This window comes from Brevibacillus jepli, from assembly GCF_047229145.1.
Taxonomy (GTDB): domain Bacteria; phylum Bacillota; class Bacilli; order Brevibacillales; family Brevibacillaceae; genus Brevibacillus.
This window is the reverse complement of record NZ_JBFEFW010000020.1, coordinates 77,839-103,680: the sequence shown is the minus strand read 5'-3', so window position 1 is coordinate 103,680 and position 25,842 is coordinate 77,839. Positions and strand designations below refer to the sequence as shown.

At 44.6% G+C, this 25,842-nt stretch carries 33 protein-coding genes and 2 tRNA genes; 21 read left to right on the top strand and 14 right to left on the bottom strand.

Going from position 1 to position 25,842, the window contains the following annotated elements; translation table 11 throughout:
- Positions 1 to 280: 280 nt before the first annotated feature.
- The gene (locus AB1L17_RS20980; RefSeq protein WP_412846961.1) at positions 281 to 820 is read right to left on the bottom strand and encodes an NUMOD4 domain-containing protein; all 540 of its coding nucleotides are present in this window, start codon (positions 818 to 820) and stop codon (positions 281 to 283) included.
- A 490-nt stretch (positions 821 to 1,310) separates the two neighbouring features.
- Here AB1L17_RS20980 and AB1L17_RS20975 point away from each other — a divergent pair, with 490 nt between their 5' ends.
- From AB1L17_RS20975 to AB1L17_RS20960, 4 genes are all read left to right on the top strand, one after another.
- The gene (locus AB1L17_RS20975; protein ID WP_412846962.1) at positions 1,311 to 1,640 is read left to right on the top strand and encodes a pyrophosphohydrolase domain-containing protein; all 330 of its coding nucleotides are present in this window, start codon (positions 1,311 to 1,313) and stop codon (positions 1,638 to 1,640) included.
- Positions 1,633 to 2,883 carry a phospholipase D-like domain-containing protein gene (locus AB1L17_RS20970; RefSeq protein WP_412846963.1) on the top strand — a complete coding sequence of 417 codons (1,251 nt, stop codon included), beginning with the start codon at positions 1,633 to 1,635 and terminating at the stop codon, positions 2,881 to 2,883. Before AB1L17_RS20975 ends, AB1L17_RS20970 begins: the two co-directional genes overlap by 8 nt.
- Before the next feature lie 28 nt (positions 2,884 to 2,911).
- On the top strand, positions 2,912 to 4,105 hold the full coding sequence (locus AB1L17_RS20965; RefSeq protein WP_412846964.1) for an EVE domain-containing protein: 1,194 nt from the start codon (positions 2,912 to 2,914) through the stop codon (positions 4,103 to 4,105).
- 121 nt (positions 4,106 to 4,226) lie between these two features.
- Positions 4,227 to 4,303: transfer RNA gene (locus AB1L17_RS20960), tRNA-Arg, on the top strand.
- Positions 4,304 to 4,839: 536 nt separating this feature from the next.
- Here the strand turns inward: AB1L17_RS20960 and AB1L17_RS20955 are convergent.
- Entirely contained in the window at positions 4,840 to 5,265 is a 426-nt protein-coding gene (locus AB1L17_RS20955) for a DUF7832 domain-containing protein (protein WP_412846965.1), read from the bottom strand.
- A gap of 111 nt (positions 5,266 to 5,376) precedes the next feature.
- The gene (locus AB1L17_RS20950; protein ID WP_412846966.1) at positions 5,377 to 5,946 is read right to left on the bottom strand and encodes a hypothetical protein; all 570 of its coding nucleotides are present in this window, start codon (positions 5,944 to 5,946) and stop codon (positions 5,377 to 5,379) included.
- 100 nt (positions 5,947 to 6,046) lie between these two features.
- Between AB1L17_RS20950 and AB1L17_RS20945 the strand changes: the two genes are divergently transcribed.
- The 3 genes from AB1L17_RS20945 to AB1L17_RS20935 all read left to right on the top strand — a co-directional run bounded on the left by AB1L17_RS20945 (position 6,047) and on the right by AB1L17_RS20935 (position 8,686).
- A complete protein-coding gene (locus AB1L17_RS20945; RefSeq protein WP_412846967.1) occupies positions 6,047 to 6,454 on the top strand; it encodes a RidA family protein in 408 nt (135 codons plus the stop codon).
- A gap of 140 nt (positions 6,455 to 6,594) precedes the next feature.
- Positions 6,595 to 7,776, top strand: a complete 1,182-nt coding sequence (locus AB1L17_RS20940; RefSeq protein WP_412846969.1) for a NupC/NupG family nucleoside CNT transporter — start codon at positions 6,595 to 6,597, stop codon at positions 7,774 to 7,776.
- 301 nt (positions 7,777 to 8,077) lie between these two features.
- Entirely contained in the window at positions 8,078 to 8,686 is a 609-nt protein-coding gene (locus tag AB1L17_RS20935; protein ID WP_412846970.1) for a hypothetical protein, read from the top strand.
- A 68-nt stretch (positions 8,687 to 8,754) separates the two neighbouring features.
- Here the strand turns inward: AB1L17_RS20935 and AB1L17_RS20930 are convergent, their stop codons facing one another.
- Entirely contained in the window at positions 8,755 to 9,165 is a 411-nt protein-coding gene (locus tag AB1L17_RS20930; protein ID WP_007719798.1) for a DoxX family protein, read from the bottom strand.
- Positions 9,166 to 9,364: 199 nt separating this feature from the next.
- Between AB1L17_RS20930 and AB1L17_RS20925 the strand changes: the two genes are divergently transcribed.
- The gene (locus AB1L17_RS20925; protein WP_412846971.1) at positions 9,365 to 9,712 is read left to right on the top strand and encodes a winged helix-turn-helix transcriptional regulator; all 348 of its coding nucleotides are present in this window, start codon (positions 9,365 to 9,367) and stop codon (positions 9,710 to 9,712) included.
- Positions 9,713 to 9,772: 60 nt separating this feature from the next.
- Here the strand turns inward: AB1L17_RS20925 and AB1L17_RS20920 are convergent, their stop codons facing one another.
- The gene (locus tag AB1L17_RS20920; RefSeq protein WP_412846972.1) at positions 9,773 to 10,132 is read right to left on the bottom strand and encodes a helix-turn-helix domain-containing protein; all 360 of its coding nucleotides are present in this window, start codon (positions 10,130 to 10,132) and stop codon (positions 9,773 to 9,775) included.
- Between the two features lie 166 nt (positions 10,133 to 10,298).
- On the opposite strand from AB1L17_RS20920, the gene AB1L17_RS20915 reads away from it, so the two are divergent.
- Positions 10,299 to 10,511: a helix-turn-helix domain-containing protein gene (locus tag AB1L17_RS20915; protein ID WP_412846973.1), complete on the top strand. Its 213-nt coding sequence runs from the start codon at positions 10,299 to 10,301 to the stop codon at positions 10,509 to 10,511.
- Between the two features lie 22 nt (positions 10,512 to 10,533).
- Positions 10,534 to 10,785 (top strand): hypothetical protein, encoded by a 252-nt coding sequence (locus tag AB1L17_RS20910; RefSeq protein WP_412846974.1) that lies wholly within the window; start codon positions 10,534 to 10,536, stop codon positions 10,783 to 10,785.
- A 20-nt stretch (positions 10,786 to 10,805) separates the two neighbouring features.
- On the opposite strand, the gene nagE is transcribed toward AB1L17_RS20910, so the two are convergent.
- The 6 genes from nagE to AB1L17_RS20880 all read right to left on the bottom strand — a co-directional run bounded on the left by nagE (position 10,806) and on the right by AB1L17_RS20880 (position 16,796).
- The gene (gene nagE / locus AB1L17_RS20905; protein WP_412846975.1) at positions 10,806 to 12,245 is read right to left on the bottom strand and encodes an N-acetylglucosamine-specific PTS transporter subunit IIBC; all 1,440 of its coding nucleotides are present in this window, start codon (positions 12,243 to 12,245) and stop codon (positions 10,806 to 10,808) included.
- A 153-nt stretch (positions 12,246 to 12,398) separates the two neighbouring features.
- On the bottom strand, positions 12,399 to 14,111 hold the full coding sequence (gene ptsP, locus AB1L17_RS20900) for a phosphoenolpyruvate--protein phosphotransferase (RefSeq protein WP_412846976.1): 1,713 nt from the start codon (positions 14,109 to 14,111) through the stop codon (positions 12,399 to 12,401).
- A gap of 40 nt (positions 14,112 to 14,151) precedes the next feature.
- Positions 14,152 to 14,409, bottom strand: coding sequence for an HPr family phosphocarrier protein (locus AB1L17_RS20895; RefSeq protein ID WP_412846977.1), 258 nt, complete (start codon positions 14,407 to 14,409; stop codon positions 14,152 to 14,154).
- A gap of 30 nt (positions 14,410 to 14,439) precedes the next feature.
- Positions 14,440 to 14,937, bottom strand: a complete 498-nt coding sequence (locus AB1L17_RS20890; protein WP_412846978.1) for a PTS sugar transporter subunit IIA — start codon at positions 14,935 to 14,937, stop codon at positions 14,440 to 14,442.
- 129 nt (positions 14,938 to 15,066) lie between these two features.
- Positions 15,067 to 15,924, bottom strand: coding sequence for a glucose PTS transporter transcription antiterminator GlcT (gene glcT / locus AB1L17_RS20885; protein ID WP_412846979.1), 858 nt, complete (start codon positions 15,922 to 15,924; stop codon positions 15,067 to 15,069).
- A 374-nt stretch (positions 15,925 to 16,298) separates the two neighbouring features.
- Positions 16,299 to 16,796, bottom strand: coding sequence for a ribonuclease H-like YkuK family protein (locus AB1L17_RS20880; protein ID WP_412846980.1), 498 nt, complete (start codon positions 16,794 to 16,796; stop codon positions 16,299 to 16,301).
- Positions 16,797 to 16,983: 187 nt separating this feature from the next.
- Between AB1L17_RS20880 and tadA the strand changes: the two genes are divergently transcribed.
- Positions 16,984 to 17,463 carry a tRNA adenosine(34) deaminase TadA gene (gene tadA, locus AB1L17_RS20875; protein ID WP_412847063.1) on the top strand — a complete coding sequence of 160 codons (480 nt, stop codon included), beginning with the start codon at positions 16,984 to 16,986 and terminating at the stop codon, positions 17,461 to 17,463.
- Between the two features lie 93 nt (positions 17,464 to 17,556).
- Here the strand turns inward: tadA and AB1L17_RS20870 are convergent, their stop codons facing one another.
- Positions 17,557 to 18,276: a pseudouridine synthase gene (locus AB1L17_RS20870; protein ID WP_412846981.1), complete on the bottom strand. Its 720-nt coding sequence runs from the start codon at positions 18,274 to 18,276 to the stop codon at positions 17,557 to 17,559.
- Positions 18,277 to 18,425: 149 nt separating this feature from the next.
- Between AB1L17_RS20870 and AB1L17_RS20865 the strand changes: the two genes are divergently transcribed.
- From AB1L17_RS20865 to AB1L17_RS20855, 3 genes are all read left to right on the top strand, one after another.
- Positions 18,426 to 18,514 (top strand) — tRNA-Ser (locus tag AB1L17_RS20865).
- Positions 18,515 to 18,667: 153 nt separating this feature from the next.
- The gene (locus tag AB1L17_RS20860) at positions 18,668 to 19,198 is read left to right on the top strand and encodes an RNA polymerase sigma factor (RefSeq protein ID WP_412846982.1); all 531 of its coding nucleotides are present in this window, start codon (positions 18,668 to 18,670) and stop codon (positions 19,196 to 19,198) included.
- Entirely contained in the window at positions 19,182 to 20,495 is a 1,314-nt protein-coding gene (locus tag AB1L17_RS20855) for a peptidoglycan D,D-transpeptidase FtsI family protein (RefSeq protein ID WP_412846983.1), read from the top strand. Before AB1L17_RS20860 ends, AB1L17_RS20855 begins: the two co-directional genes overlap by 17 nt.
- A gap of 81 nt (positions 20,496 to 20,576) precedes the next feature.
- Here AB1L17_RS20855 and AB1L17_RS20850 read toward each other — a convergent pair whose 3' ends face one another.
- Entirely contained in the window at positions 20,577 to 21,005 is a 429-nt protein-coding gene (locus AB1L17_RS20850) for a DUF4275 family protein (protein WP_412846985.1), read from the bottom strand.
- 175 nt (positions 21,006 to 21,180) lie between these two features.
- On the opposite strand from AB1L17_RS20850, the gene AB1L17_RS20845 reads away from it, so the two are divergent.
- Genes AB1L17_RS20845 through AB1L17_RS20835 form a run of 3 tightly spaced genes read left to right on the top strand, consistent with a single transcriptional unit; the run spans position 21,181 to position 23,205 of the window.
- Positions 21,181 to 21,762 carry a sulfurtransferase TusA family protein gene (locus AB1L17_RS20845; RefSeq protein WP_412846986.1) on the top strand — a complete coding sequence of 194 codons (582 nt, stop codon included), beginning with the start codon at positions 21,181 to 21,183 and terminating at the stop codon, positions 21,760 to 21,762.
- A gap of 13 nt (positions 21,763 to 21,775) precedes the next feature.
- Positions 21,776 to 22,927: an MBL fold metallo-hydrolase gene (locus AB1L17_RS20840; RefSeq protein ID WP_412846987.1), complete on the top strand. Its 1,152-nt coding sequence runs from the start codon at positions 21,776 to 21,778 to the stop codon at positions 22,925 to 22,927.
- A gap of 53 nt (positions 22,928 to 22,980) precedes the next feature.
- The gene (locus AB1L17_RS20835) at positions 22,981 to 23,205 is read left to right on the top strand and encodes a sulfurtransferase TusA family protein (RefSeq protein ID WP_412846988.1); all 225 of its coding nucleotides are present in this window, start codon (positions 22,981 to 22,983) and stop codon (positions 23,203 to 23,205) included.
- A 35-nt stretch (positions 23,206 to 23,240) separates the two neighbouring features.
- Here AB1L17_RS20835 and AB1L17_RS20830 read toward each other — a convergent pair whose 3' ends face one another.
- Positions 23,241 to 23,411: a hypothetical protein gene (locus tag AB1L17_RS20830; RefSeq protein WP_412846989.1), complete on the bottom strand. Its 171-nt coding sequence runs from the start codon at positions 23,409 to 23,411 to the stop codon at positions 23,241 to 23,243.
- Positions 23,412 to 23,524: 113 nt separating this feature from the next.
- On the opposite strand from AB1L17_RS20830, the gene AB1L17_RS20825 reads away from it, so the two are divergent.
- The 4 genes from AB1L17_RS20825 to AB1L17_RS20810 all read left to right on the top strand — a co-directional run bounded on the left by AB1L17_RS20825 (position 23,525) and on the right by AB1L17_RS20810 (position 25,650).
- Positions 23,525 to 24,313: a sulfite exporter TauE/SafE family protein gene (locus tag AB1L17_RS20825; RefSeq protein ID WP_412846990.1), complete on the top strand. Its 789-nt coding sequence runs from the start codon at positions 23,525 to 23,527 to the stop codon at positions 24,311 to 24,313.
- 85 nt (positions 24,314 to 24,398) lie between these two features.
- Entirely contained in the window at positions 24,399 to 24,881 is a 483-nt protein-coding gene (locus tag AB1L17_RS20820; RefSeq protein ID WP_412846991.1) for a DsrE/DsrF/DrsH-like family protein, read from the top strand.
- An 88-nt stretch (positions 24,882 to 24,969) separates the two neighbouring features.
- Positions 24,970 to 25,236, top strand: coding sequence for a metal-sensitive transcriptional regulator (locus tag AB1L17_RS20815; RefSeq protein ID WP_412846992.1), 267 nt, complete (start codon positions 24,970 to 24,972; stop codon positions 25,234 to 25,236).
- A 24-nt stretch (positions 25,237 to 25,260) separates the two neighbouring features.
- On the top strand, positions 25,261 to 25,650 hold the full coding sequence (locus tag AB1L17_RS20810; RefSeq protein WP_412846993.1) for a rhodanese-like domain-containing protein: 390 nt from the start codon (positions 25,261 to 25,263) through the stop codon (positions 25,648 to 25,650).
- Positions 25,651 to 25,842 lie beyond the last annotated feature (192 nt).

Here is a 25,842-nt window from a genome sequence, read left to right as displayed (position 1 = left end):
ATCAGCATGTACATTAAAAGGGACTCAACAAGTCGCCTTGTTAAGTCCTCTGTAGATTGATTCTTGAAACTCTCCACTCATCTAACGCATCATGCAACGCTAGACTTTTTTCGTAAAGCCAAAACTGTTTCATAGTTCTGTGATGGAATGCAGTACAAATGTACGCGAAACCTTTATTCTTCAAGTACGTTTGCAGGTTCGTTGAATAGCAATAGTAATAGTTCATGCTATCATCTCTTTTTTAAGTAATTTGTCTGAGCATTATTTCCCTGATGACTTCCTAAGAGCATTGTTCGAACTTCCACCCATTAGCGTGGTTGGACTTGCCTTTTAGCACATCGTAGATATTGCCTGTACTCACACCAAGATGCCTTGAAGCATCTGATCTTGATACAAACTCTAATCGCTCATTTGTATCAAGATTGACTGCTAGTACAGGTTTTACCCTGTCTGTTAGCCCAATCGAATAAGCATGTTTAACATTCTCTGAGGGAGTACACCATTCGAGGTTAGAAGCATGGTTCATTGTCTTTACTCCGTCACGATGATTAACTTGCGACTTGTTCAAAGAGTTCGGTATGAATGCTTGAGCCACTAAACGATGAACATAAAACTTCTTTGATTGACCTTTTTTACTTAAATCAAGTTTCACATAACCATTTCTATCGACATGCGATTTTAAAATTTTTTCTTTACGAGAAGAACCATTGGCTAAGCTTTTGACTCTACCGAAACTACTAACTCGATAAATTCCTTCATATCCCACAACATCTTTCCAAACCTCGTCTTGCTGACTTTCAGTTGCTGTACACAATTTCATGCCGATCATCTCCTAGTTGTTTCAATTTTTACGAAAAGCAAATAACCCTTGCCGCGAATGGCAAGGGTTATTTATGTCTTGTTCAGAAAACCTATTTGAAAAAAATACGTCTCATACCTAGAAGTGTCTACGGCATCTATAATTACGTATTTTTTTGCCCAATAAACATTTGAATGCTAAAATGTGTCTAATATATGAACGGTTTTGAGCGAAATCACATCTAACAAACCGATTCTCTTATTATTCGGTTTTTAATTGGAATCAGTGGTTTTACCTGCTACATTTGATTTATAAAATAATGTGATGATACCAAGTGAGGAGATTATTCATCGGTTGGAGGATAGAAATAAGCATTTATGTGCTTTGCTAAAAGAGAGTGGTATTAAGGATAAGCATGTTTCGGAGTTGGAAATGGCTATCGAAAGCAATTTGGTAAAGGAGTTTTGGGTAGCATGTCAGGGTTAGCAAAAAAAGCAAGGAGTGAAACGGAATGAAGATATATAACAAGCTTGTTCGTGACAAGATTCCTCAGATTATTGAATCACAGGGTAAAAAAGCAGAGTATAGAGTACTTTGTGATGTTGAATACAAAGCAATGCTAGATCAGAAACTGCATGAAGAATTGAGTGAATATCTGACTGCTAGTGAGGAAGAAAAAATAGCTGAGTTAGCTGATCTTATAGAGGTAGTATATGGGGTATTGGAGAGTAAGGGTATTAGTGTTGAGGTTTTTGAGAAGGTGAGAATTACTAAAAGAGAAGAACGAGGTGGGTTTAAAGAAAAGTTGTTTTTGGAAAGTGTGAGTGATCCAAATGAATAGATATTTTACAAACTCTAATCAAAGATCAGACTTTCTAAGATTTGAGATGGAAAAATACTCTCACAACAACGATGTATTGATTGCTGTTGCTTTCTTTACGAATGAAATGTTTATCAAGAAACTAGTTGATAACGGTTGTACAGTTAAGTTAATTGTTCGTCTAGGTTATCCAACAGATGGAAGAAGTTTGAAAAATATATTGAATTACAAAGGAAAGGTTCAAGTACGATACTATACATCTACTGAATTTCATCCTAAGTTATATATGTTTGGACACGATATTGCTTTTTTAGGTTCTTCCAATTTGACTGATAGTGGTCTAATGTCGAATCAAGAATTAAATATCGCTATAGACTCAGATGATGCTTATTATGGGCAACTCTTCGAAATATTTGAAGATTACTGGGTTCAAGCATCTGTCCTTACGGAGGAAGTAATACAAAACTATATTTCAATTGTTTCAAAATTAAAACAACAACATTTAGATGTTCAAAAAGAGATTTTTGATAAGGTAGGGAAGGTAAACTATAGCAATATTGTAAGAGTAGATGATGTAAAAAGATCAGAAAGGTCAGAATTTGAAGCGAACTTACTAAAAAGGTATCAAACTTATTCTAATTTGTTTGAGGAAGTAAAGAGTATTTATTCTGGACTAAATTTTAGAAAAGTACCAAGCCTTCCAATTAGAATTGAGATAGATCAGTTCTTTAATTGGCTTAGAGATGAAAAAGCATATCAAGATCAATATAAAAAAACACCAATATTAAAAGGGATTGAATTGAAAAAGTTTATAGAATCGAATATTCAGGATTTCTTTAATAGTGACTTTAATGATGTTCTTGAAATCATTATTGATAATTACAAATTAATGAATAGATGCTTATCTTCAACGAAGGCTATAGTGTCGCTAACTGAAGAAGATTTATCACGTTGTCTTATTTCAATTAATGCTTTCAATGGGCAAATTCGTCACCATAAAGGTGGAAGGCATTACTTTACTAATGAGTTTATTAGAATCAATAGCATAAGTAGGATTAAGGATACGTTTATTTACCTTCTTCATGGTAATGGAAATCATGTCAAGAGAATGGCAGATTGTATTTATGACCCTAAATATAAACTTAAGCGTTTTGGTCATAGCTGTGTCCAAGAATTATTTGGTTGGGTAAACACTTTAGAAGCCCCCATTTGTAATGAGAGAACCTATATGTGCATGCAATATCTTGGTTTTGGTAAGTTATAAATACTTAAATGGAAATAGGGTGGCTATTATGAAAACATGGATCTTTCAAGGCAATCCTAATCGCTTCAAAGTAGATGATTATTTGAAAGAAAATCAAGACATTGTGTGGTCGATTAGGCAGGAACATTACGTAAAAAATGTACAAGTCGGAGATACAGTTTATATATGGCGTTCTGAAGCTGGTAAACAAGGTTATGGTGGTATTGTTGCAAGGGCGACAGTTACAGGCTTACCTGAATCCAGAAAAGATGTGACTTCCGAGTATTGGGTAACTCCAAGCGATGCCAATGAAGTTTTGCCTAGAGTTTCATTGCATGTAAAGGAATTGGCACTTGAAGGTAATCATCTTAGCAGAGAATTTTTGAAGAAGAATCCAACATTGTCTAATCTGTTAATCCTCAAGGTGAGCAATAATACAAATTACTTGCTTTCTAATGCGCAGGCAGAGGAATTGTTACAACAATGGAATAACAATGTGCTACAAAGAGAAAGAGAAATCCCACTTCCTGATCCTGTATCCCGTAACAGAGAGTTCTTATCGTACAGTGAAGAAAAGAGAAATGAAGTGGTATATGAGTATCTTTTCAACGGTAATACACACCGATGGATTGATGAACATACACTTGAACTTGACCCTGAATGGAGTCGGGGCTATCAAGCAATGGGAATCCTTCATCACTTAGGGTTGAAGAATGCCTATAAGGGTCTTTTTAAGGGGGTTTCAGTAGCTGAAGCTATTGATTTGATCGAGCAGGAATGTGTCGAGCATCCAGATGATCGTAAGTTATATGCGCCGATCATCTCATCACTGAGTGGAATCAAAGTTAGTGAGCATCAGGATGATGATTCTATTGGTGATGTTCAAACTGACGAGGGGAAAGAGTATCCCGAGGGGAAAATTGCATTCGTACTTCATAAGAAACGCGAACGGAATCCTAAGCTAATTAAGGAAGCCAAAAAACTGTTTATCAGTAAGCATGGTCGACTATACTGCGAAGCTTGTAAATTTGACTTTCAAAAGGTGTATGGTTCAAGGGGAATTGATTTCATAGAAGGGCATCATACAAGACTTGTCTCTGAAATGAAAGAAGGCGAAAAGACTAGAGTTGAAGATATTGCAATGCTGTGTAGCAACTGTCACAGAATGATACATAGGAAACCTTTGGTAACTGTGGAGAAACTCAAGATTCTAATCATCAGCACAGATCAACGACTCGATTGACTTTTTCGTATTATTTTTGAATAATAACTGTGTTGTCAAATAACTTGAGACTGTCAGTCGAAACGCAGTCTGTCGTTCTTGGTCAAACTGAATAATCGTTGATATAACAAGGTCTAACCGTGTCCCCGTAGCTCAGCAGGATAGAGCAACGGTTTCCTAAACTGTAGGTCGGAGGTTCGAATCCTCTCGGGGACGCCATCACAGGAAAAAGCCTTGTATCAAGGTTTTTTCTTTTTTTATGGTGTTTACACCAATGTGAATCGAAAAGGAATCCAATGGGAAAGGGTAGTTATGTTTGTTTAAGAGGATTTGAAGAAACGTCTATCCTTTAAAATGGAAATGGTAACAATTAACATACTACTAATAAATCCAGTAATACTAATGATAGTATCGTATTCATGGTAGTCCTTGACTATAGATTGAACCATTGAACTGCCCCAAAGAAAAGAAGGGATCAGAAGGAAATAAAGCAATCTAGTGTTAGACGTAAGTTTAACATAGAGCAGGACTGCAATTGTGGAGACGAGCAATGTGATAACCATATCTTGCATTTCATTGGGAGAAATGGAGATAGGAATATCACTGGAAAGTAGCATCATGTGGAGCCAAAGAATAGTGAACCAACTAGCAATAGCACCGTTCACACAAAGCTTCAAAAGTGTTTTCATTTTTTTCCTCTTCCAAAGAGATGTTATCTCGGGTACGCCATTGTGGGGCCGTGCAGTTACGCGGTCTTATTCATTTTTCTCCAACCAGTACTCGTACTCATTGTCGATCCAATCTTTGATATGGTCGTAATTCTCCCACGTATCTGCTACGTGATACACACTCGGTTCACAATCAAAAGCTTCTAGATAATGATAGCGATACTCCCCAGTATCCAAATCATAGTAAAACGTCGCGAACTGGTTTCCTTCTTCATTCAGCATGTCTTTTGCAAATACCCCACCGGTCTTCTGATAGACTTCAGGGCCAGTCATTTTTCTTTGTTTGAAATCATGGATAATGCTTTCGAAACTCTTTTTAAAATCCTTGCTAACCATATCATTTTCAATCAACCAGCCAATGAAAAAGCCTGTATGTACATACGCCTGTTTATGGGGCAGATCTTCCTCGAAGTTTTCGTAATGGTATTTTGCTTTGTCGTATACGGTTTCCACTCCCGAATCCTCTCTTTCTAATCGCCTATTTTCCAAAAATTATACAATATATATTTAATGGTAAAAAGAGAAACCCCGTTCCCAGCGTAACCGGCGACGGGGTTTCTCCATTTACTCACTTAAAATAAACTGTGGAGCTAACAAATACTCGACAGGGTATACATCATCTCTTCGCGTTAGTAACGCCTTCACTAACCCAATTTGATACTCTCCTGTTATTTCAATGATCACGAAGGCATCCTGCTTTTCATTCAGAGGATAAATCACATTGTTCGAATCAAACACTTTATGATCAACATCCAACGTTACCAGATGATAGGTGAGCCCTCTCCACTTTGTCTGATAAACCACAAAGGCTTGATTTTCTAGCAGGTGAACCAACTCGTCTTTGGATAAATTCAGTTCAATCCCGACCATGTAGCCTTGCTCATCGAGATCGTTGTGATACTCCTCGTCGATCTCATCTCCAACCGCCATCTTGTACGTTTTCGTGGAAGAATGCATGTCATGTAACAGCTTTCCTTTATTCCAATCAACGACGAGAGGAATGTGCACCAAGGAAGGGTCGACATAACGGCTAATCTTGTTATCCTTTTCCCTTTGATAATCTATGATTTCCTTACTTGGTTCCTGCAAGTAAATATAGCCCATACTGCATTTGGCATCGCATGTAATGATCATAGGGATTCACTCTCTTTCTTTGATAGCAATAAATGGTCAGAATTTTGTGCGTATGGTAGAATGGATTACCAATAACTGTGAATCGGAGGGAGCATGTCTGATGCAGAATGATAAGCGAATCAAATTCATAAACCCTGAAACAATGCCGCCCACTTTTGGTTACACCCATGCGGTGGAGGTTCGGAACGCACGGACGATTTATGTATCGGGTCAAGTAGCTCTAAACAAGGAAGGTCAAGTGGTCGGCACAGGTGATTTAGCTGCACAAACGAAGCAAGTTTTCGAAAATATCCGATTCGCGTTAGAAGCGTCGGGAGTCAGCTTTGATCATGTAGTCAAATTGACTTTTTTTGTGACCGATATATCCAAGATGCACATTGTCCGTGAGATTCGAGATCAGTACGTGAATACAGAAACCCCGCCAGCCAGCTCTGCCGTTGAAGTGAGCAAGCTCATCAGAGACGAGCTGTTGATTGAGATTGAAGCCATCGCCGTTGCAGATGCATAGTTGTTCCATCCCCCTTCTGTTCGATTATTCATCGTACAGGGGGGTTTTTTTGTGCTCTTTTGGGAAGATTATGGAGCGAGATAAACGGATCGGCAAAGGAACGTGTAGGCTCTAAATCTTTTGCTATTGGAGTTGGTAGCATGAATTATATCATCGCAGGTATAGGTTTGATCACGGTATTTTTGCTTGCTTGGCTGGTAAGCAGTAATAAAAAGCACATTCGGTATCGCCATATCCTCATCATGATTGTGATTCAGATTGTGTTTGGCTTGCTGCTGTTGCGAACCAATATTGGACTCATTTTAATATCAGGGATTGCCAATAGTTTTTCTGTGCTCCTGGAGTATGCCTATGAGGGGATCAATTTTGTTTTTGGTGGCATTGCGAATCTGGATGCGTCTCCGTTTTTCTTGCAGGTTTTGCTGCCAATTGTATTCATATCCGCTCTGATAGGCATTCTGCAATACACGAGGATCCTGCCTTTATTTATTCATTATGCAGGACTCGTATTGAGCAAAGTGAATGGCATGGGAAAATTGGAATCGTATAATGCCATTGCCTCGGCGATCGTCGGGCAGTCTGAAGTGTTTATTACCGTGAAAAAACAGCTAGGTGCCATACCCGAAAACAGGCTGTACACGCTGTGCGCCTCTGCGATGTCCACTGTGTCTATGTCGATTGTCGGTTCCTTCATGACCATGCTCAAGCCGGAGTATGTAGTAGCTGCGTTGGTACTCAACTTATTTGGTGGTTTTATCATTGCTTCTATTATCACACCGTATGAAGTGAAGCCGGAAGATGATTTGCTCGATCAAGAAAAAGAAGAAAAGCAAGCCTTCTTTGAAATGCTCGGGGAGTACATTTTGGATGGGTTTAAAGTTGCCGTGGTCGTTGCCGCGATGTTGCTCGGATTTATTGCACTCATTGCGATGGTGAACGGGTTATTCAGTGCGGTATTCGGTATCTCGTTCCAAGCGTTACTAGGGTATGTCTTTGCTCCCCTCGCTTTTCTAATGGGGGTTCCTTGGCATGAAGCGGTACAAGCAGGAAGCATCATGGCTACGAAGATCGTGGCAAATGAATTTGTCGCCATCCTCGATTTTACGAAGATACAAGGTCAGTTAAGCGAAAGAACGGTAGCCATCCTGTCTGTGTTTTTGATTTCATTTGCGAACTTTGGCTCCATCGGGACAATTGTAGGTGCAGTAAAAGGCTTGAATGAAAGGCAAGGAAATGTCGTCGCCCGGTTTGGACTGAAGCTGTTGTATGGAGCAACACTCGTCAGCATTTTGTCAGGAATTATCATCAGCATTGTGGTGTGAAGAGGACCCTTTTCGGGGTCTTTTTTGTTAGGGACGGTTTCGTAACCAAATGATGGTAAGCTGCGTCTATCAATTGAGATATTCGTCTTTATTTCTCGGATCGTATCCTTCATCAAGGGAATGAGAATCACGGTTGTTACGCTCTATGAGGACTCCAATCAGCAGGAGACCCGTGAAAATAAGAACGACGAGTAGCCAAAGTGGCATAGATACAACACCTCACTTTTACTAAAACATACGTCTTGCCAGTGACAAAGTTGCGATGGGAACCATTCAAGAGCAAAAGAAGGAGTGAAGTTGGATGAGAAAATGGGTGTGTATGACCGTAGTAGCAGGTTTGATTGTGGGAGGCTGTTCACCCGACACGAGCGTACCAACAGATTCTAAACAACAGCCTGTAGCAGAGCAGCAGCAAGAGGCGGGAAATAGCGGAGGCGAACAAAAACAAGAGAAGCAAACCGCTACCGTGCGACAAATTATTCTGGATGAGCAATTTTTGCAGCTGCTCGCCAAAAACGAAATCAGTGGCTTCGATATCCACATCGGAATGAAGCGCGATGAGATATCTGCGCTATACGGCAAGGTAACGAAACAAGATTATTGGGATGGCGGACGGTACGAAGTCTTTGAGAAGCTAGAGAGTGCTCTTATTTATTTTGACGGGCAAGATCGTGTGTATGGAATTGATTTGGCGGGTCTTCACCTAAACGAAACGAATCTGGAGACGATCCGAAAAAATCTGGGAGCGCCTGTCAGTGAAGACAAAAGCATGGCCGACGAGGATTATGTCATGCTTTATGAAGCGGGAGATAACTCCGTATTTATTAGTGCAAAAGACGAGAAATCACCAGCAGACAAAATTAGAATCATCAATAAGAAAATGATCGAGGAATCACCGCAGAAGGAATAAAGAGAAAAAGCCAGCGAGAAGGCTCGAAATGGACCTTCACACTGGCTTTTATACGTGTAATCAAGCAATTACTCAACTGATCTTTTGCCAAACAGGATAGCGTCCAATGCGAACTTGGAGCTGCCGCTGATACCGAGAGAAACCAGCATCGCGAGCAAGGCAAGATCCAATTCATAACCAGCACCACCTTCGCCGCCCAAGAAGCCAGCAGCGAGCTTGGCTTTAAAAATAGCACCAAGCATGACGACAGACAGCGCACCTGCGAACACGCGAGTGCCCAGACCCAGAATCAAGGCAATACCGCCGACTACCTCCAAGAATGCGACGAGATAGGCGATGAATGCAGGGAGTCCCATTGTACCAAAGAAACCTGCAACATTTTCCAGCCCCATTTGGAATTTGGCGACTCCGTGAATAGCAAAAGTGAGACCAGCAATAACGCGTAGAATAAGTGCGCTCCATTCAAAACGATTTGACATGTATCGTTCCCTCCGAATAAATATAATTCAGTAACAAAGTTACTTTTCGTTAGTAAGTATACAATAATAACATCAGAAGTCAAGTCATTCGAAAAAATACCAACAGTTGGCAAGTGCAATTTTCATGGTTGATAGGCATCATTGGTTTTGATGGATGGAAGAAAGAGCGTTATACTGGAAGAAGAATGAGGTGATACCTATGAAACAGTCTTCCCTCTGTCCGAAGTTCGAAAAAGGTATGCAGTTGTTGGGGAAGCGATGGACAGGTCTAATCCTATACCAGTTGTTATCGGGACCACAGCGATTTTGTGCGTTGGAAGGGGCTCTTCCCATAAGCGGAAGGCTACTTTCTGAGCGTTTGAAGGATTTGGAGAAGGAGGGACTCGTGCATCGACAGGTGTTTACAGATTCTGCTCCTGTCCGCGTAGAGTATTCCTTAACGGAGATGGGGCACGCTCTGACTCCGGTGATCAAAGGGATTGAGTCCTGGTCGCAGAGCTGGATTGAGCTGGATGCAGACGAAATGGCAAACGACAGCGAGGCATAAAACAGCCTATATACGAGAAAAAGCATCAACGTTAAAAACCCCTGGAGACAGGGGTTTTTACTATTGGTCTTCGTTCTTTTCTTGCTTAGCTTTCCACTTTATAAATTGAATATGGCGCTTGACCTCAACCAGCTCATCCTCTGACAGGCCATCGATATCTAAAAAGGTCGCTGGTGTTTCCCGGACCGATCCGTGCTGCCCAGTGGGGCGCAGTTCCTCTGTACGTCCGTGGAGATAATCGGTGGATACTTCAAATAGATCAGCGACTTTAGAAATCAGGTGAAAATCTACGCCCTTCTTTTCGCCCGATTCGATTCGCGAAAGTACCGTATTATGTATGCCTAGCATCTCAGCTAATTGAATTTGTGACCATTGTTTTTTCTCGCGCAGCCATTTTATGCGTTGACCAACTATGGACATCGTGAGACCACCTTTATCGTTTTGGCAATTCTATTCTAACAATTTTCCAAAACGGAAAAAACAAGATTGCTAATATGACAAAAACCGTATTGACTTTGCTAAAATTGAAAGGATATGATGTAACTATAAATATTTGCCATTTCTGCAAATCAGGAGGAGAAAACGAATGGAACGACTCAACCTCCCGTTTATCGCGAAAAGACGGAATGAGTGTAAGCTGACCTTGCAAGAAATGGCGGAAGCACTCGGTTTTCGGAATGCTTCGACATACTTGAAGTACGAGAAGGGAGCCTATGACTTCAAGGCCAACCATCTACCTGTTTTGGCCAAGAAACTAAGATGTGAGATACATGACCTTTTTATACGGTTGGTTTGTTGATTTAACAAAGGGGTGGAATCGATTGAATGCTTGGGAGGCAAATAGAAGGCAGCTGGAGATATGGAGAAGAACCGTTGCTTACGAAATCGAAATGATGGCGCCGCAGAGCATGGCTGCTTGCGAGGGATTTCTCGAGCGCTTGGTGATGTTTGAAAAAGAGCTGGAAAACAATGAGCGATACCCATACAGGACAACACATAATGGGAATGATACCGGGTCGCGCACGTTACCCATTCAGGAAACAGAGAAAAGCCCGGTACGGACTTCACCGTGACCGGGCATTCTTTTTATTCCTTACAGCTTGCTGATCTCTTCTTTTAACAGCTCGGAATGGGTTCCAAATACAACCTGTACGCTGCCCTGACCCAGACGCATAACACCTGCTGCCCCGAGGTCCTTCAAGGCCTTGTCGTTTACTTTCTTGTCATCCTTTACGACGAGGCGCAGGCGAGTAATGCAAGCGTCTACACTGACGATGTTTTCTTTACCGCCAATTTGGGCAAGTACTTGGATTGCTTTTTCCTGCATGGAATTGTTCCTTCCAGTAGTTGTTGATGCGATATCTTCGTCATCTTCACGTCCTGGCGTCTTGAGGTTGAATTTCACGATCATAAAACGGAACAGGAAGTAGTAGACGACAGCGAATGCCAGACCAATTGGGATAAGCATCCATGCATTGGTAGAGAGATGGAAGTTGATGCCGTAGTCGATCAGCCCCGCTGAGAAACCAAAGCCGTGCTTGATACCCAGAGAGGTCACAATATACCCAGATACACCTGTCAATATAGCGTGAACGAAATACAGCAGAGGAGCGGCAAACATAAACGCAAATTCAACGACCTCGGTAATCCCGGTCAGGAACGAAGCGAGTGCAGCGCCGATAAACATAGAAGCAACGGCTTTGCGTTTTTCAGGACGCGCTGAGTGAATAATAGCGAAAGCAGCTCCAGGAAGTGCGAACATCATGATCGGATAGAAACCGGTCATAAACATACCAGCTGATGGGTCTCCCGCGAAGAAACGATGCAAGTCGCCGTGTACTACTTTTCCAGTCGCATCGGTAAAATCACCGATTTGGAACCAGGCAATGGCATTGAGTACGTGGTGCAGACCAAAAGGAACGAGCAATCGGTTGAAGAATCCGAAGAGGGCAGAACCGGTTGCCCCGAGACCTACGATCCAAGATCCCAATGAGTCAAGGGCAATCTGGATGGGCCCCCAAATGATCCCGAAAATCAAGCCGATGACAACCATGGAAAGGGAAGTGACAATAGGGACGAAACGCTTTCCGCCAAAGAAGCCTAGCCATTCTGGCAGCTTGATCGAATGGTAGCGGTTGTAGAAAAATGCTGCAATACCACCCGCCATAATACCGCCGATGACACCCATGTTCAGTTTTAAATCGTCCGCGATGAAAGGCATGGCAGCAGGAACAGCTGCAAGTACTTTAGTCAATACGACGTAGGCGATGACAGCAGCCAAAGCAGCAACAGCATCTCCAGCCAAGCCAATGGCTACACCGACAGCAAAGATTAATGCCAGGTTGTCAAAAATGGCAGCACCGCCAGCAGCCAAAAGTGGAGCGATGTACGAGTCCATAAATGCACCAAAGGCGCCGAGATTGAGGTCCTTCTCGAATTTGAGAAGACCAAAGCTTTGCAAAATCGCTGCGGCTGGCAACGTGGCGACCGGGAGCATGAGGGCTCTCCCAATCTTTTGCAGAAAAGCGAGCATAGGATAAAACCTCCTTGGAATGAGATGAATTTATCAGGGAAGCCGCTCTCCGGATGAAAGGCAAAATGATGAGGGCACAAGGAATAAGCCGGAGAGAGACCATACTGATCAACTTAAATGAAAGCGTTTACATGACACGGGGGACAAAACCTGTTATAAGGTTTTGTCTTTCAAATATTGAACAACTTCATCGACAGTGGAAAGCGTAAGAACGTGTTCAGCCAGTTGTTTTGCTTCCTCTAGGCTGGTAGAACGGATACGCTCCTTGACTTTTGGCATGACGGAAGCAGCACCGCTGAACTCATCGAGTCCCAATCCGAGTAACAGCTTGGTAGCTAATGGATCTCCCGCCATTTCTCCACACAGTCCGGTCCAGATACCAGCACGGTGGGAAGCGTCGATGACGTTAGAAATCAGTCGTAAAACGGCTGGATGGTAGTAGCTGTACAGCTCTGCGATATTGGCATTCATCCGGTCTACGGCAAGCGTGTATTGGACGAGATCATTCGTGCCGATGCTGAAGAAGTCTACCTCTTTGGCGAATGCATCTGCTTGCAGGCATGCGCCAGGAATCTCCATCATCATGCCTACTTCGATCTTTTCGTCAAAAGCAATTCCGTCTGCCCGCAGCTCAGATTTGGCTTGCGCAAGCAGTCGTTTGGCTTCACGCAGCTGTTCCATATGGGAAATCATCGGGAACATGATCAGCAAGCGACCAAATGCACTGGCACGCAGAAGTGCGCGTAATTGCACCAGGAACAATTCCGGTCTGGCAAGCGAGATGCGTACGGCACGGAAGCCAAGGAACGGGTTTTCCTCTTGTGGAAGCGCGAGTGCCGGCAAGTGCTTGTCGCCACCAACATCCAAGGTGCGAATGATCACAGGTTTATCGCCAAAAGCAGAGGCTACATGCTTGTATGCAGCGAATTGTTCATCCTCATCCGGTAGGGTACTGCGGTCCATAAACAAAAACTCGGAGCGGAACAACCCAATTCCTTCGACACCGGATGCGATCAGTGCATCGGATTCCTCCGGTACAGCCATGTTTGCCATCAGGTGAACGCGGTGACCATCCGTTGTTTCAGCAGGAAGCTCCTTGATGGCCTCGTACAATTGACGTTCCTTTTCTTCCTCGGCGGCCTTTTCCTGATAGGCGGCAAGTGTATCTGTGTCAGGCGAAACGATCAGCTGTCCTGATGTTCCGTCAATGATCAGCATGCTTCCAGACTCCACCTTTTCCATCAAGGTATCGCCTGCGCCCATTACAGCGGGAATTCCCAGGGAGCGTGCCAATATTGCTGCATGAGAGGTAGCGCCGCCTTTTGCCGTGACAATTCCTCGTACATGCTGGAGCGGGAGCTGAAGTGTCTCTGATGGCGTAACATCCCAAGCAACCAGGATAAAAGGTTCTTCCGGGTAGGAGACGGCAGTGTCACCGCCCGTGATGTTTCTGACCAGACGACGACTTACATCTCGAATATCATCAGCTCGCTCCTTCATGTAGGCATCATCCATGCTTTCGAAGAGAGCGATGAACTGATCGGCTACTTGCGAGACCGCGGCAGATGCTTGCAGCTGTTGATTTTCGATGAGCGCACTCATCTCCCCGACAAATGCCGGGTCATCCAAAAAAGCGATATGAGCAGAGAGGATAGCCGCTTTTTCTGGGCCTAATTGTTCCTCCGTCTGTTCCTTTAGCTTTTCTAGTTGTTCGCGTGCCTGGTCTACGCTCTGGTTAAGAAGTTCTAGCTCCTGGATTGTATCCAATGGAGTGGTTAACTCTGCCTGCGTGATGGCTGTTTCGTGTGTTAGGCGTAAAACAGGGGCAATCGAAATGCCAGCGGAAACCGGGATTCCTTTTAACATACATCCTTCACCTTCCTGTCCGTCGTTTACACTATATGTTTTACTTGGATTGCTCCAATAGTTGCTGGATGGCAGTCGCCATGTTTTGTTCATCCGCCCCGTCGATCTGGACGGTCAGTGTGTCGCCTTGGGAGACACCTAGAGTCATGATGCCAAGAATGCTTTTGCCATCTGCGTGCTTCGTTCCTTTGCTCAGCGTAATCTTTGACTGAGATTGAGATGAACAATTCACGAGTAGAGCTGCTGGCCTCGCGTGGAGCCCGCCCTCGACATTGACGGTTACTTCAAATTGAACCATGATGTACCTCCTTAAACCATGTGCTTCGCGTTATTTTAAGACGACAGTCATGAGTGGCTCTTGGCCTGCTTGCACAGTTGCTTTTGCCACCACATTTTGTTCAGCTACCCGATCACCGTTCGTAATGACGATTGGTGTTACGATCGGACAGCCTGCATCTTCGAGAACGGCCTTGTCAAACTTGATGAGCTTATCGCCTGCTTTCACTTGATCGCCTACAGCGACAAATGGGGTAAAGCCTTGGCCATTTAATTTAACCGTATCGATCCCGATATGCATCAAAATCTCAAGTCCATCCTCAGTCGACAAGCCAATCGCATGGTGGGTAGGGAAAAGATGCGTGACCTTGCCATCGACCGGGGAGACGAGCGTGTCTGCACTTGGAAGAATCGCTACACCATCGCCAACGACTTTGCCTGCGAATACAGGATCGGGAACTTCGGATAATGGTAATACGGTACCTGTTAATGGGGCGAGAAAGGTTACCTCTTGTTGTTGTTTTTTGCGGGAAAAAAGACTACGTAGCATAATATCCTCCTTTTGCGTCTGAACCAAAAAAGGCATGAGACGGTTGAATTCATACGACGACATACTTACTATGTCCGTATGATCTCACCGCTCATGCCTAGTCGAGCTAGTAACACGCAGGATTATTATTTAATTGTGCTCTAATAAGCGATAAAGGTGCAGAGCCATGTAGCCAACCTCGTCTTCTGGTACAGAAATTTCGAGACGGGTCGAGATATACTGAGCGAGCTCCGCTGCCAATTGATAGGCTTCTGGCATGGTGATTTTGACTCTGTCCAGAAGTGGGTTTTTGATGAACTTTTGCTGACGGATGCGCTCAACGGCAAAACGTAAATGGGTAATGAGTCGAACATAATCAATGGTACTGCGTTCGATCGTGATGGCTGTTCGCTCTTCGATCAAGCTCACCAATTCAGTGATGATGTTGGTGAATTGGACTGCCTTTTTTACAGGTACGTAGCTGATTGCGGAGTGAATGTGCAAGGCCAGAAATCCAATTTCACTATCTGGAATGTCCAGGTCGAATGCCTTTTTGATCATGTCCGCTGCCCGATTCGCCAGCGCGTACTCTTTCGTGTACAGCGTCTGGATCTCAAACAGGAAGGGATTCACGATCTCCATCCCGTTATTGAGCCGATAGATGGCAAATTGAATATGGTCAGGTAAGGCGACGTGGACGTGTTCATTTAATTCTGGCGTAATCTCAATCGCAATGAGAGCGATGATTTCTTCCGCAATTCCTACGACAGCAGGATCTACTTGGCTCAGGATGTTCTGATATTGCTTCTGGTGATTTTCATTCTCGAGCCTGAAGCGCTTTTCCACACGCGAGTCATGGGCAGGGATGGTAATCCCGGGCTTTGCGCCAAATCCGATTCCTTTTCCGAACAGGACAATTTCTTGTCCGGATCCGGGTTCTTCCACGAGTACGACGTTATGGTTCAACACACGCGTAATTGCGTATGTTTTTTCCTTTTCACGGGACAATCCATTCCACCACCTTTTGATAGACAAAAAACGGTCCATGACCGTATTTGCTTACCGCAAGCGGTCACATCCAATTTAATGACAAACGCCGATGAACCATGACGTTAATCAGAAAAAAGAGCCGAAAAAACCTTTTTAGCAAGAAAAAGATCTTCTCGGCTCATGCCTGCATTACCAGTAACACGCCTTGTGAAAACGCTTCAATTAAAGCTTATAATAGCTCACGTCTCGTACATTGTCAATCACCGAAATGGCTCTGTGCAGGAGAAGAAAAAGCTTGTCCCGAATAGTTTGAACCGAGTAGGATAAGGGCAAACAAAGCCCAGCGGATGCCGTATAGCAATCCGCCAGTGTGCTTTGTTGAAAAGGAGTTGTTACTTGGTGTACTTGTCAGCGATCGTGGATGCACAGAAGGAGTTCGGTTTGATCTCGGCACGGAAATGATTGGTTTCTGCTAAGCTCAACAAAGACTGGATAAACTTACGGGTAGGACCATTCATGCCGATATCAAAATGCAAGCGGATGGGAGTATCTAAGTGGTGGTCCCGCAAGTATTGGCGTACTTCTGTGGCCAGTCCGACCGCGTACATCGCTTCCTGGAATATACGCTGCTGCAGGGATGAGTACCGGCGTTCCTGAAATTTGTGATAAAAGAAGGTGCCCCCATGGCCGGGACGGATTACCGTGATGACAAGAGCAAAAAATGTCCCGCGGCTTTTTAACTGAGAGTCGGCCCCCACAATAATTTCAAATGGACCACTCATTGACGAGATGGTATGTTCGATGTGGGAAAACACTTCTTCTTTTGCCAGTAGCCCTCTAGTCGGACTGTGAAAGCGATCAAACAACGTATTTGCAGAGGTTAAGCCCACTCACATCCCTCCAGAAAGAGGCTAACGATCATTTGTATACTTCTTCCTTACATCATTAATGTATGTAATCTCTCAGATAGTATGTGAACGGGTAGGGACAAAAACTTCTTGAATCAACTTTTTTGGGCAAAATGGTGTGTTTGTTCGGGATATAAGACTGCTTTTGAAGGAGCTTTAGGGAATCGTGATGCCATTACATGAACATGAATTTTATATGAAACAAGCAATGGAAGAGGCAGAGAAAGCGGCCGCAATTGGCGAGGTTCCGATCGGTGCAGTCATCGTGCGCGACGGGGAAATTGTAGGTCGCGGCTACAACCTGCGGGAAACACAAAAAGACCCTACGCTGCACGCGGAAATGATCGCGATACGGGAGGCAAGTGAACGCCTGGGAGGATGGCGCTTGATCGGATGTACGCTATACGTGACGTTGGAGCCGTGTCCAATGTGTGCGGGCGCAATCGTTCAGAGCCGTATCGAACAGGTGGTGTACGGCGCTCGCGATCCAAAGGCGGGCTGTGCCGGGACATTAATGAACCTGCTGGAAGAGCCGCGTTTCAATCATCAGGTGCCAGTAGTAGAGGGAGTTCTGGCAGACGAATGCGGGCAAATGCTCAAGGACTTCTTTCGTGGATTGCGAAAAAAAAGACAGCCGGTACAGGAATGACCGGGCTGTCTAGACAAACCGTCTGAAACCAGGCGGTTTTTCATTAAATAGGATGTGACCGCTTGCGGTCTGCAAATAAACGGTCATGACCGTTTATTTGTTAACATTTTGCAGCATGGTCAGCTCTTCTTCGGTCAGTTCACGATACTCACCAGGGGCAAGTGCCGGGTCAAGATGAAGCGGGCCCATACGAATTCGTTGCAGATACGTGACATGCAGGTCGAAAGCAGCAAACATCCGTTTGACCTGATGGAACTTTCCTTCCATAATCGTAACGCGAATCTCCGAGGATTCTCCCGAAGAGATAATCTCCAGCTTGGCAGGCAGTGTAGTAAAGTCCTCTAATTCCACACCTTTGGCAAACTCGTTCACATGATGCTCCGTTACCCGGCCATCGATGCGAGCGAAGTACTCCTTGTCTACTTTCTTTTTCGGAGACAAGAGGCTATGGGAGAGCTGACCGTCATTGGTCAAAAGCAACAGTCCCTCTGTATCGATGTCCAGTCTGCCTACCGGATGCACTTTGATTGCCCATTCGTACGGGAGCAAATCGACTACGGTCTCGTGTACATTGTCTTCTGTTGCAGAAACTACCCCTGGTGGCTTGTTCAGCAAAACGTATACCCAGCGCTTGAAATTAAGTGGTTCTCCATCCACAAGGATCTCCTGCTCCTCGGCGATCACATGCATCCCCGGGTCAGTAGCGACAACACCGTCCACAACGATCAGTCGCTGCTTCACCAGTGCTTTCACTTCCTTGCGCGTGCCAATCGCCATATTAGCCAGCACTTTGTCCAAACGTTCTCGTTTCATTTATGTTCCTCGCTTTTCTTCTGATCGAATACCAATCGTGTGTGCTGTTCTTAGTTTGGCCTAATGAGCCGTGCAAATCAAGGGGAATGAGTCTTGCATTTTTGACTGTATTTTGCTATAGTAAATAATGTTTCTGACAAACCAAATATGGAGAGATACCCAAGTGGTCATAAGGGGACGCACTCGAAATGCGTTAGGCGTCGTGAGGCGTGCGTGGGTTCGAATCCCACTCTCTCCGCTTATATTCTTCGATTGAAGAGAACGAAAGGAAGCATATTTTTGCCACAGCGGCAGAGATATGCTTCTTTTTTATTTTTGTATAACAAAAACTGTAAGCAAATCAATTTTTTTCGTCTAATAAGTATACGAAATCAAAAAAAGGAGCGGACCAATGGATGCAGATGATCGAATAGAGCGATGGTTCGAGCAATATGGCCATGATATTTACAGCTACATCGCATATTTTACCGGGCGAAGAGATGTAGAGGATTTGGTTCAGGAAGTTTTTGCGAAGGCACTCAGAGCGCTACCCGATTACGAGGGGCGAGCACAGCCCAAGACGTGGCTTTTGACTATCGCACGCCATACAGCAATCGATTATAGGCGAAAGCAAAAAATGTTGGACTGGTTCCCAGAAAACGTCCTCCGATTCCTCCGTTCCAAAGAGCGTACGCCTGAGAGAGCATTGGTGCTGAAGGAACAATTGCAGGAGGTATATGAAGTAATGAATCAGCTCAAAAGGACGTATCGGGAAGTTTTGATTCTGCGTTTGATCGAGGGCGTATCTACAGAAGAGGCAGCAATCATTTTGGGATGGAGCGAAGCAAAAGTCAGTACGACACTGCATCGCGCGATCAAGGAGCTGCAAAAACAAATCAGCAATAGTGGCAGGGAGGTCTATCTGCATGACGCAATCTTCTAAAGAAAATGAGATAGGCACAATCCTTCAGTCATTTCCGACACTACGGATGGATGAGGACAAACGACGTGACATCGCGCGACATATCCGTCAAGAGAAGGAGCTGCTCACCCGATTGAAACGCCGAAAAATGTATCGAAGGGTGATCGGAGGCATCGTCGCATCATGTGCATTTTTGTTGATCGGATATCAGATGATTCCTTCCCAGCTAAGTCGATCCGAACCAATCGTACAGCAAGGGAATACAGATGCGAGTCAGAAGACAAGCGCTTCGGAAATCATAATGCCTTCAGGAACTGTCCTGACACTCGATCGCCAAATTGGTGCGTATGTCGATGAAGCACTAGATAAAACAAACGCAGTCTATTCTCCAGAAAACATGACGATCATCGTAACCGATCCGAATACCGGTGAGATACTGGCTATGGGGAATCGAAGTAATGATGAAGACACTGACAGGTTGGCAGAAGCAGTTCGAGCGAATCCTGACCCGGTTGTCGCGTTCCCAATCGTGACGCTGGCGGCGGCTATTGAAGAGGGCAAGTATAATGGCTATGAGACGTATGACTCTGGAACGTACGAGATCACTCCAGGAAAGCTCATAAAAGACCACAACAATGGGATCGGGTGGGGCAAGATTACGTATGAAGAGGGAATCCAGCGCTCCTCCCATGTCGCATTCGCCAAGCTCGGCTATGAACGTTTACCAAAGGATTCGCTTCAGGAATATTTAAAACGATTTGGCTTTGGAGCCGATACGGACACCGATATTTTTGGGGAAGAGGCTGGCGAACTGCCAAAAATGGACACCCCATACAATGTTGCAATGGCTGCTACGGGACAGGCTGGTTCTGCAACGGCGATTCAGCAGGTAGCAGCAGTCGGCGCCATTGCCAACGGTGGCGAGTTGTTGAGACCACACATGGCTAAGCAGGTTCATGCAAACAAGGAAAAGGGCCGTCAAATCATATCAGAGAAAACAGCTGAACAGGTTCGAGAGATTTTGGAATCGGTTGTTAGCCGCACAGCGGGATCGAGTAAAGCATTTTCCATAGAAGGACATTCAGTGGCTGGGCGAACAGGGGTAGTAAAAAAACGCGACGAACAAGGGAAAGTCATCGAAGGGAAATATACCCTATCCTTTATCGGATTTGCCCCCAGTGATGATCCAAAGCTGTTGGTTTACGTAGCTGTTGATGACCCGAAGACAGAACTACCTGGTTTATTTGGGGTAAGCAAGGTAGTTGCTCCTCCATTTAAAGAGATCATGGAAAAAAGTTTGCAGTATCTTCATCAATGATGATCAACCCATGAATCAAAAAAGGAAGCATTGATACCCATAAGGGTATCTAGAATGCTTCCTTTCTTACTTTTAATTAATCTACTTCCTGCAAAAATAAGGCCCACACCACTCAGTTTCATGGGTTTTCACATACGTCCACGTAAAATCCTTATCAACTACGTAAACATCGTATTCCTCTTCCAAGTCCTCCACCATAAACTCCGCGGCATTTTCCAAGATCAACACTTCGTTAGAAAGCTGGTAAAACACATAGTACGACTCAGGGGCTACTTTTTGAAAGGCTTCATTCGCTTCCTCGCGTTCAAGACAGTCTCTCTGTTTATTGCTAAATAAATGCCACAGGTACCCCTGGTAGCCGTCTTTATATTTGAGATAAATCTTGTCTTTATCTTCTTCGGTAAGATGGCTTGCGAAATGCTTCTCCCATTCTTCCCGTAAATACGGTCCCCAAATAGACAGCTCTGTTGACTTCATGTTCTTTTCCTTTATCCGTTCAGCTAGTTTCATTGGGCCCCTCCATGTCGATACAAGATCATTTCTAAGAAAATACGTATCAAGGAATAGGTCGGTCACGCCTACCCTATTGACAAAGATAATGTCGGCACATATTATAATACCCATAGGGGTATACGTATATGATTACCTCATCATCTTTTCACCAAAAACGTAGGAGGTAGACAAAATGTCTGCACAACCGACTTTTACAGCTGATAAAACGATAGATTGCAAAGGCTTGGCATGTCCGATGCCGGTCGTACGCACGAAAAAAGCGATGGAAGAGATGCTTTCTGGCCAAGTGATGGAGGTACAAGCGACAGATAAAGGGTCCATAGCGGACTTGAAGAGCTGGGCAAACAATACGGGACATGATTATTTAGGCACGATTCAGGAGGGGGAAGTATTAAAGCACTTCCTGCGAAAAGCAAGTATCCATGAGGTGAAGGAGGAGACGAACTTCATGCGGACCATTTCCAATGAAGAACTGCAGAAAAAGCTGGAAGCGAAAGAGAAGCTGACGCTCATTGATGTACGAGAACCGGCAGAATATGCTTTTCACCGCATTTCTGTAGCCATTTCAATACCCCTGGGAGTATTAGAAAAGCGCTTAGATGAATTACAGCCCGATGACGACATCTATATCATCTGCCGATCCGGCAAACGCAGCGACATGGCTTGTCAGTTGCTGGCCGAAAAAGGTTTTACGAAAATCACTAATGTGGTACCCGGTATGTCCGGCTGGAATGGCCCGGCAGAAAAACAATAAGGGGGAGATAAAGATGATGGAACAAAAAACAAGCGTGAAGGCGATGACAGCACACGAGCTAACGCAGCTTCTTTTTGCACAGGAGGAATTGTTTATTCTCGACGTACGCAATACAAGCGATTACGAGGCTTGGCAAATCGAAGGGCATCGTGTAGTAAGCATGAACATCCCTTACTTTGATTTGCTGGACGGGGTCGACGCTGTACGCGAGAAAATCCCCGTGAAACAGAAAGTGTTGGTCGTCTGTGCGAAAGAGGGCTCGTCCATTTTTGTCGCAGAGATGCTAGCAGAAGCTGGTTTTACGGATGTTTCTTACCTGCAAGGAGGAATGAAGGCGTGGAGTGAGCATCTGGAGCCAGTGAAGGTGGGTGACCTCCGTGATGGCGGTGCAATCTATCAGTTTGTCCGCATTGGAAAAGGCTGCTTGTCTTACATGATTGTATCTGGGGAAGAAGCTGCTGTCGTTGATACACTACGGATGACAGATACGTACGAAGCCTTTGCCGCAAAGCATCAATGGTCGATCAAGCACACGATTGATACCCATCTGCATGCCGACCATATTTCCGGTGGAAAGAAGCTGGCAGATCGTTTGGATGCAGCGTATTGGCTTCCAGAAAAAGATGCGGAAGAAGTTACGTACTCCTATCGTAAGCTAGAGGAAGGGCAGGAAATCCAGGTGGGCACAACCAATATCGCGATCCTGCCGGTCTATTCCCCCGGACATACCATAGGGAGTACGTCACTGATTGTCGATGATACGTATTTTCTCACGGGAGACAGTCTGTTCGTAGCCTCGATCGGGCGGCCGGATTTGGCTGGGAAGGCAGAAGATTGGGTAGGAGACCTGCACAACACCTTGTATAATCGATATAAAGAGCTTCCTGAGCATTTAGTCGTGTTGCCTGCTCATTTTGGCAGCTATACCGAAATTGGACCAATGGGTGTCGTATCTGCTCGCTTGGGAGATTTGTATCGCAATAATCCAGGGCTCACGATTGCGGATGAAGCTGAATTCCGGCATATCGTTACGCATCATTTACCGCCGCAGCCGAATGCGTATCAAGAAATTCGTCAAGTGAACATGGGAAAATTACAACCGAGCGAAGAGGAACAGCAAGAGATGGAAGTAGGGCCAAATCGCTGCGCCATTCACGATAAATAATGGAGAAAAGTCGACTTTTTGAACGCTCACTTATATAACAGGAGGAATGAAACATGGCGGATATTGTAGTAGATACAAAAGGGCTGGCTTGCCCAATGCCGATCGTAAAAGCCAAAAAAGCAATAGACGGAATGCAGGCGGGTCAAACCATGGAGGTACTCTCGACTGACAAAGGTTCTTTGAATGATTTCACGGCTTGGGTCAAGCAAACCGGAAATGAACTGGTTTCACATGAGGTTGAGAACGGTGTGTATAAATTTATTGTGAAAAAGCTGTAAGGGGGACGTAAGCGGGCACAATTTACAGTGTTCGCTTACTCCTGATTTTCATAGACAATCCGTACGCCGAGGTGCGTATAAATTTCTTCTTTGTAGTGGCCGTTGGGGCATTGTTTTTCATTGAACAAGGCATTTTGCTGCGAGTGTAACGGCTCTTTGCAGGTAGGGCAGCGATGCTGAAAAATGGATTTCCAAAAGCGAACCATTTAAATCACCTTATTCATAGTTATTTACTTGGTATTGATTTTACCTGAAGATGATTCATTTGAAAAGTGGGTTGAGCATTCCGATGTGTTAGGTAGGAATACAAGGAGGATATATGGACGTTTTGCTGCTTTTGCTTATGGTCTCACTCGGTTTTGTCGGCTCCTTTTTTTCCGGATTGCTCGGGATTGGCGGGGCGATTATCAGCTATCCGATGCTCCTGTTTATACCACCGGCATTAGGTGTCGCGCAGTTTACCGCCCAGGAAGTTTCTGTGATATCCATGTTTCAAGTATTTTTCGCGTCGCTGTCTGGGGTATTGGCTTTCCGCAAAAGAAACGGGAAAAACTCTCCCCTGATTCATAAAGGACTCATTAGAGATATGGGTGTAAGCATCTTGGGAGGAAGTCTGATCGGTGCGGCACTCTCTCAATACTTGTCGAACGACAGCATTAATTTGGTGTACGGGATACTGGCGATCATCGCCGTGATTTTGATGCTGGTGAAAAACAAGGGATCGGAAGGGGTAACAGGAGAAGTTAGCTACAACCGCTTCCTTGCTGCCGGAGCTGCATTTGCAGTGGGGATTGTATCTGGGATCGTAGGTGCAGGAGGAGCATTTATCCTCATTCCGATCATGCTGACCGTGCTGAAAATTCCTACGCGGGTGACTATTGCCTCTTCTTTGGCCATTGTATTCATCTCCGCAATTGGTGGTGTGATCGGGAAGCTGTCAGGTGGGCAAATTCCGCTTCTGCCCGTTTTGTATACAGTTATCGGAAGTGTTTTGGGGGCGCCGGTGGGCAGCATGGTCAGCGCGAAGAGTGATGTGAAGTATTTGCGATATGGACTGATTGTTCTGATCTGTGGAACGGCTATCAAGATTTGGAGCGATATTCTGTAAGGAAAGATGCTTTTCGTTGCAAAAGCTTCTTTCGCCTATTTTTATACCTATACAAGTATATGTATATAGAAGGAGTGTTCTTATCATGGAAAAGCAAAAAGAAAAAACGACGATTGTTCTGTTCAGCGGTGACTTGGATAAAGCGATAGCAGCCTTTATTATCGCGAACGGTGCTGCGGCATATGATCACGATGTCACGATTTTCTTCACCTTCTGGGGACTGAACACGATGCGTAAGGACAAGATCGTAAAGGTAGAGAAGGGCTGGCTTGAAAAAGCGTTTGGCTGGATGATGCCAAGAGGTGCCAAGAAGCTCGGACTGTCTAAAATGAACATGATGGGCATGGGACCTGCGATGATCAAGCACGTCATGAAAAAGCACAATGCACTCACGCTACCGCAGCTCATCGAGCTTGCGCAGGAGCAGGGAGTTAAGCTGGTCGCTTGTACGATGACGATGGACTTGCTCGGACTCAAGCAAGAGGAATTACTCGACGGAATGGAGTATGCAGGCGTAGCCGCTTATTTGGGGGATGCGACACAGGCAAAAGTGAATCTGTTCATTTAAAGTAAACAGGCGCTTGGCTTGACAATGCCTGTATTTCGCATAAGATACCTGTATACGTATGCCTTGTGTTGAAACAGGAGGAATTCATATGGATTACAACTACAGTGACGATATCAAAAGACGTTTACGCCGAATCGAAGGACAGGTTCGCGGTGTGCTGAAAATGATGGACGAGCAGAAAAACTGCAAAGATGTCGTAGCGCAGCTCTCCGCCGTCCGCAATGCTTCAGACAAGGCCATTGCTCAGATTGTGGCTGAAAACCTTCAACGTTGTTTGTTAGAAGAGCAGGCTGCAGGAGGAGATACGAGCAAGCTGGTGAAAGAAGCGGTAGAACTGCTGGTGAAGAGCCGTTAAACCGATTTTGGGGAGGAGTTTCCTATGAGTTTCACTACGATTCTTTTGCTGTTAGCCTACGCGATCATTATTTGGTACTTGGTCTCTCGCTTCCTTCCTGTGAAGGGATTAGAGAATCTTAAGCCAGATCAGTTCAAGGAACGCGTCAATCAAAAAAGCAGGGTACTGCTCATCGACGTACGTGAGCCACACGAATTTAAAGGTGGTCATATTCCAACAGCGGTGAACATCCCGTTGTCTCAGCTCAGTAATCGCGTAAAAGAAATTTCGGCCAAAAACGATGTGTTGCTATACTGCCGCAGCGGGATGCGCAGTAAGCAAGCGGCAAAAATATTGAAGAAACACGGCGTTCCTCAGATGGCCCATCTACAAGGCGGGTTCATTACCTGGAATGGTCCAACGAAAAAGAAGTAACATCTAGCACCTGCGTATTGTTGGATATGCGGGTGCTTTTTTCGTGGGATGAATAAACAGGGTTGACATTTTGTTTCGTTGTAACTAAAATGATTACAACAAGGCGGTGCAATGTAACGCCTATTCTTTTTAAAACAGTTGTAACTAATGTTGTTACAACTATATAAAACCAATTAACCAATAACACATACA

Coding starts and splice junctions, on each gene's coding strand:
- AB1L17_RS20980 (WP_412846961.1), bottom strand. CDS start 820: ATGAAATTGTGTACAGCAACTGAAAGTCAGCAAGACGAGGTTTGGAAA.
- AB1L17_RS20975 (WP_412846962.1), top strand. CDS start 1,311: ATGAAGATATATAACAAGCTTGTTCGTGACAAGATTCCTCAGATTATT.
- AB1L17_RS20970 (WP_412846963.1), top strand. CDS start 1,633: ATGAATAGATATTTTACAAACTCTAATCAAAGATCAGACTTTCTAAGA.
- AB1L17_RS20965 (WP_412846964.1), top strand. CDS start 2,912: ATGAAAACATGGATCTTTCAAGGCAATCCTAATCGCTTCAAAGTAGAT.
- AB1L17_RS20950 (WP_412846966.1), bottom strand. CDS start 5,946: ATGATCATTACATGCGATGCCAAATGCAGTATGGGCTATATTTACTTG.
- AB1L17_RS20945 (WP_412846967.1), top strand. CDS start 6,047: ATGCAGAATGATAAGCGAATCAAATTCATAAACCCTGAAACAATGCCG.
- AB1L17_RS20940 (WP_412846969.1), top strand. CDS start 6,595: ATGAATTATATCATCGCAGGTATAGGTTTGATCACGGTATTTTTGCTT.
- AB1L17_RS20935 (WP_412846970.1), top strand. CDS start 8,078: ATGAGAAAATGGGTGTGTATGACCGTAGTAGCAGGTTTGATTGTGGGA.
- AB1L17_RS20930 (WP_007719798.1), bottom strand. CDS start 9,165: ATGTCAAATCGTTTTGAATGGAGCGCACTTATTCTACGCGTTATTGCT.
- AB1L17_RS20925 (WP_412846971.1), top strand. CDS start 9,365: ATGAAACAGTCTTCCCTCTGTCCGAAGTTCGAAAAAGGTATGCAGTTG.
- AB1L17_RS20920 (WP_412846972.1), bottom strand. CDS start 10,132: ATGTCCATAGTTGGTCAACGCATAAAATGGCTGCGCGAGAAAAAACAA.
- AB1L17_RS20915 (WP_412846973.1), top strand. CDS start 10,299: ATGGAACGACTCAACCTCCCGTTTATCGCGAAAAGACGGAATGAGTGT.
- nagE (WP_412846975.1), bottom strand. CDS start 12,245: ATGCTCGCTTTTCTGCAAAAGATTGGGAGAGCCCTCATGCTCCCGGTC.
- ptsP (WP_412846976.1), bottom strand. CDS start 14,111: ATGTTAAAAGGAATCCCGGTTTCCGCTGGCATTTCGATTGCCCCTGTT.
- AB1L17_RS20895 (WP_412846977.1), bottom strand. CDS start 14,409: ATGGTTCAATTTGAAGTAACCGTCAATGTCGAGGGCGGGCTCCACGCG.
- AB1L17_RS20890 (WP_412846978.1), bottom strand. CDS start 14,937: ATGCTACGTAGTCTTTTTTCCCGCAAAAAACAACAACAAGAGGTAACC.
- tadA (WP_412847063.1), top strand. CDS start 16,984: ATGCCATTACATGAACATGAATTTTATATGAAACAAGCAATGGAAGAG.
- AB1L17_RS20870 (WP_412846981.1), bottom strand. CDS start 18,276: ATGAAACGAGAACGTTTGGACAAAGTGCTGGCTAATATGGCGATTGGC.
- AB1L17_RS20860 (WP_412846982.1), top strand. CDS start 18,668: ATGGATGCAGATGATCGAATAGAGCGATGGTTCGAGCAATATGGCCAT.
- AB1L17_RS20855 (WP_412846983.1), top strand. CDS start 19,182: ATGACGCAATCTTCTAAAGAAAATGAGATAGGCACAATCCTTCAGTCA.
- AB1L17_RS20850 (WP_412846985.1), bottom strand. CDS start 21,005: ATGAAACTAGCTGAACGGATAAAGGAAAAGAACATGAAGTCAACAGAG.
- AB1L17_RS20845 (WP_412846986.1), top strand. CDS start 21,181: ATGTCTGCACAACCGACTTTTACAGCTGATAAAACGATAGATTGCAAA.
- AB1L17_RS20840 (WP_412846987.1), top strand. CDS start 21,776: ATGATGGAACAAAAAACAAGCGTGAAGGCGATGACAGCACACGAGCTA.
- AB1L17_RS20835 (WP_412846988.1), top strand. CDS start 22,981: ATGGCGGATATTGTAGTAGATACAAAAGGGCTGGCTTGCCCAATGCCG.
- AB1L17_RS20830 (WP_412846989.1), bottom strand. CDS start 23,411: ATGGTTCGCTTTTGGAAATCCATTTTTCAGCATCGCTGCCCTACCTGC.
- AB1L17_RS20825 (WP_412846990.1), top strand. CDS start 23,525: ATGGACGTTTTGCTGCTTTTGCTTATGGTCTCACTCGGTTTTGTCGGC.
- AB1L17_RS20820 (WP_412846991.1), top strand. CDS start 24,399: ATGGAAAAGCAAAAAGAAAAAACGACGATTGTTCTGTTCAGCGGTGAC.
- AB1L17_RS20815 (WP_412846992.1), top strand. CDS start 24,970: ATGGATTACAACTACAGTGACGATATCAAAAGACGTTTACGCCGAATC.
- AB1L17_RS20810 (WP_412846993.1), top strand. CDS start 25,261: ATGAGTTTCACTACGATTCTTTTGCTGTTAGCCTACGCGATCATTATT.